Origin of the sequence: Blastomonas sp. (assembly GCF_041747255.1) — a bacterium.
In the GTDB taxonomy this organism is placed as follows: Bacteria; Pseudomonadota; Alphaproteobacteria; order Sphingomonadales; family Sphingomonadaceae; genus Blastomonas.
In genome coordinates this window covers 1-3,485 of record NZ_JBGTFM010000192.1, presented here as the reverse complement: position 1 = coordinate 3,485, position 3,485 = coordinate 1, and the positions used below count along the sequence as shown (strand labels likewise).

The window sequence follows — 3,485 nt, the reverse complement described above, 5'->3', positions numbered from 1 at the left end:
GAGGCAAAGCCTTTTCAGACCGCGCCCTGACCGGGCTATTCAGCCACCGTCACTTCTGCGACCCACAGGCGCGGCCACTCCCACACGCCGCGGCATTCGCCCATGCCGTGCATCTCGCTCAGGCGGAACCGGCTGCCATCCCATGCGAACACGTTCGCAGTGCCGCAATCACCCAGCCCGCGCCCCTTGGCAAATTCTGACAATGCGCCGGTTTCGGGCGTGAAGCCCGCATTGACCACCTGCCGCTGCTGATCCTTGCCGCCCCAGCCGGTGGCGCTGTCGAACTCCGCGTTGCGAAAGGTCCATTTTGCCTTCGGGTCGCCGGTGGGGCGCTCGGCGATCATCACCACCGATCCGACATTATACGCGCCCGCGTCACACGCGATCAGCGCCAATGCCATGTCCCTGCCGCCCTGCCGGTCGAGCGGAAAGACGCTGTCTTCCACGCCCTCCATGCGATATTCGCAGCCGGTGGCGGCGATGACCTGCGGATAGTCTTTCATATCCGGCAGACCAGCCATGGCGGGGGCCTTGCGCGCAAAAATGTTCGGCGCGCGCGGCGGCACGGCGGTGTCGAGCTTGTTGCCTGTGGCGACAATCGCACCGCTGGTTCCCGCGCGCTGCTGCGCCGCGTCCATGTAACGCAGCGCTGCTGATGATCCGGCAAGCGAGAGTGGCAGCGTGCTGCTATCCGAGAGGATCAGCGCGGCCTTTTTGCCATTGGCGATCAACCGCGCGATGGCGGGCACCTGTTGCCCGTCGAGCCAGGTGTCGCCCTCGCTGTCGGGCGTGCCACCAAAGGCAGGGCGCGCATCGATCTGCAGCCGTGCCGGGCCTGCGGTGACCTCCTCGCCGGGGTGCAGCCCAATCCTGAACGGTGCATCGGGACCGCCCCCACGCCGGATGCGCACTGCCATCGCCGTTTTGAAATCGCCCCCATTATCCGCCAGCGTTCCGGCCTCGCAGGCCCAGATGTTGTCGCAGGCCACATACCAGTCGCCGAAGGTCCTGACCTCGCCGGGCACGGGTGTGGCGGCGGCTGAAGCGAGCAGCAAAAGAGCGGTGATCATCGGGCGTTCGCTCCTAGCAAGCGGTCGGGTGATGGGCTATGCGCAGCACGCATAACCTATCTAATGGCCAACAGAAAGTGACAGTGATGGACAGCATAGCAGTGATCGGTGCCGGGCAAATGGGCGCAGGCATCGCACAGGTCAGTGCGCAGGCGGGTTATAATGTGTTCCTGTCCGACGTGTCGGTTGAACTCGCTGAAAAGGGCAAGGCGGGCATCGACAGGCAGCTGACACGCGCGGTCGCAAAGGGCAAGATCGAGGCCGCCGACGCCGATGCAGCACTGGCGTTGATCAAGCCTGTCGGCGACTATGCGCCGATGGCCGATGCCGGGCTGATCATCGAGGCGGCGACCGAGCGCGAAGACATCAAGCGCGCGATCTTTGAGAATGTCGGCAAGGTGCTGGGGCCTGATGCGATTCTCGCCAGCAACACCTCGTCAATCCCGATCACCCGTATGGCCGCTGCCAGCCCCGATGCCAGCCGCTTTGTCGGGGTGCATTTTTTCAACCCCGTGCCGGTGATGGGCCTCATCGAGCTGATCCGGGGCCTTGCCACCTCTGACGCCACAGTCGAGACGGTGCGCGGCTATGCGGAACGTATCGGCAAGCGCGTGGTACAGGCCAATGATGCGCCGGGCTTCATCGTCAACCGCATCCTGCTGCCGATGCTCAACGAGGCATGCTTTGCACTGGGCGAGGGCGTGGCGACTATCGAGGATATCGACGCCGCCGTGCAGCTGGGGCTCAACCACCCGATGGGGCCGCTGACGCTTGCCGATTTCATTGGGCTCGATACCTGCCTCAGCATCACGCAGGTGCTGCACAGCACGACCGGCGACCCCAAGTTCCGCCCCGCGCCGCTGCTGGTCAAATATGTCGAGGCCGGGTGGCTGGGCCGCAAGACCAAACGCGGCTTTTACGACTATTCGGGCGAGACGCCGGTGCCCACCCGCTGAGGCGCGACATTGGCCGCAGATTGCGCTATGATGGGGCACCCCAGACCGTCATCAGGAGTCCCCCATGACCGCCCACCCGCTGCGCATCGATATCGTTTCGGATGTGATCTGCCCCTGGTGCATCATCGGCTACAAGCAGCTTGAAAAGGCGCTGGCGATGCTGGGTGACAAGGTTGATCCGACGATCACCTGGCATCCGTTTGAGCTCAACCCCGGCATGGCGCCCGAAGGCCAGGACATTGGCGAACATGTCGCACAGAAATACGGCGCGAACGCAGAGCAGAGCGCGGGCAACCGCGCACGGCTGAAAGAGGCGGGCGACCGGCTGGGCTTTGCCTTTACCCAAGCGCCGGGAATGCGCATCTACAACAGCTTCAAGGCGCACCAGCTGCTCACCTGGGCGGGCGATGTGCACGGATCAGAGGTGCAGACCGCGCTGCAGCTGGCGCTGTTCAAGGCCTATTTTCAAGACAGCCGGGACATCAGCGATGAGGACGTGCTGCTCTCGATTGTCGCCGATGTCGCGCTCGACCCCGAGGATGGCCGGGCGGTGCTCAACGATCCCGACAACGAGGCCGCTGTGCGCGCGCACCTGGGTCACTGGATCGAACAGGGCATCAGCGGCGTGCCTGCAATCATCTTCGACGGCAAATACCTCGTCCCCGGCGCGCAGGAGGCGGAGACGTTTGTGAATGTCATTGAGAAACTGCGCACGAAGGCGATGGCTTGAAACAAGCCTGCCCCAAGCAAAGTCAAAGGGTTCAGGGTGACGGGGTGGGTGACGTTCATAGTTTGATACGTGTGGCGTTGGACTCATCCTCGCGATCTGACTCCTGAACTCCGGGTTTCGCCGGAGTTCAACTAGAGCGGCTAGACCGGTTTGCGTGGGCCCTTCGCCAGCGTGCTCAGCACCCCTCGAAATGTCCGCACCTCGTTGCTGTCCCACCCGGGCTTGGTCAGCAGGTTGCGCAATGTCCGCCGGGTCATCGAGGCGCGGCCTTCGGGGTAGAAATAGTTCTTCGCCTCGAGCATGTCGCACAATTGATCGAACATGCCGTCGAGCTCCGCCATCGGCGCGGGCGGGTCGATGTCGACGCTGGGCGGCGAGGCGAGCGCTGCACCGCCGCCGGTTTTTGACCATTCATACGCCACCAGAATCACCGCCTGCGCGAGATTGAGCGATCCGAATGCGGGGTTGATCGGCACGGTCAGGATGTTCTGCGCAATCGCCACATCCTCGGTTTCCAGCCCCGATCGCTCCGGCCCGAACAGGATCGCGCTGCGCCCCGCTGCGCCGACGATGGCATGCGCTGCCTGTTCGGGCGTCACCACCGGCTTGGTGACGCCGCGTTTGCGCACAGTGGTTGCATAGACATGGTGGCAGTCGGCCACCGCTTCGGCGAGTGTCTCGAACACCTGCGCCCCTTCCAGCACGATGTCCGCGCCCGAAGCGGCGGGG

General features: G+C 64.1%; 4 protein-coding genes. 2 read left to right on the top strand and 2 right to left on the bottom strand.

Features of this window, described 5'->3' with window-relative positions:
• Positions 1-35: 35 nt before the first annotated feature.
• Entirely contained in the window at positions 36-1,070 is a 1,035-nt protein-coding gene (locus tag ACEW8G_RS06980; RefSeq protein WP_373487715.1) for a DUF1176 domain-containing protein, read from the bottom strand.
• 86 nt (positions 1,071-1,156) lie between these two features.
• On the opposite strand from ACEW8G_RS06980, the gene ACEW8G_RS06975 reads away from it, so the two are divergent.
• Together ACEW8G_RS06975 and ACEW8G_RS06970 are read left to right on the top strand one after the other, a co-directional pair.
• Positions 1,157-2,026, top strand: a complete 870-nt coding sequence (locus ACEW8G_RS06975) for a 3-hydroxybutyryl-CoA dehydrogenase (RefSeq protein ID WP_373487714.1) — start codon at positions 1,157-1,159, stop codon at positions 2,024-2,026.
• Between the two features lie 64 nt (positions 2,027-2,090).
• Entirely contained in the window at positions 2,091-2,756 is a 666-nt protein-coding gene (locus ACEW8G_RS06970) for a DsbA family oxidoreductase (protein ID WP_373487713.1), read from the top strand.
• Positions 2,757-2,896: 140 nt separating this feature from the next.
• Here ACEW8G_RS06970 and ACEW8G_RS06965 read toward each other — a convergent pair.
• Positions 2,897-3,485, bottom strand: a 589-nt coding sequence (locus ACEW8G_RS06965) for an RNA methyltransferase (RefSeq protein WP_373487712.1), incomplete at its 5' end; no start/stop codon positions are given.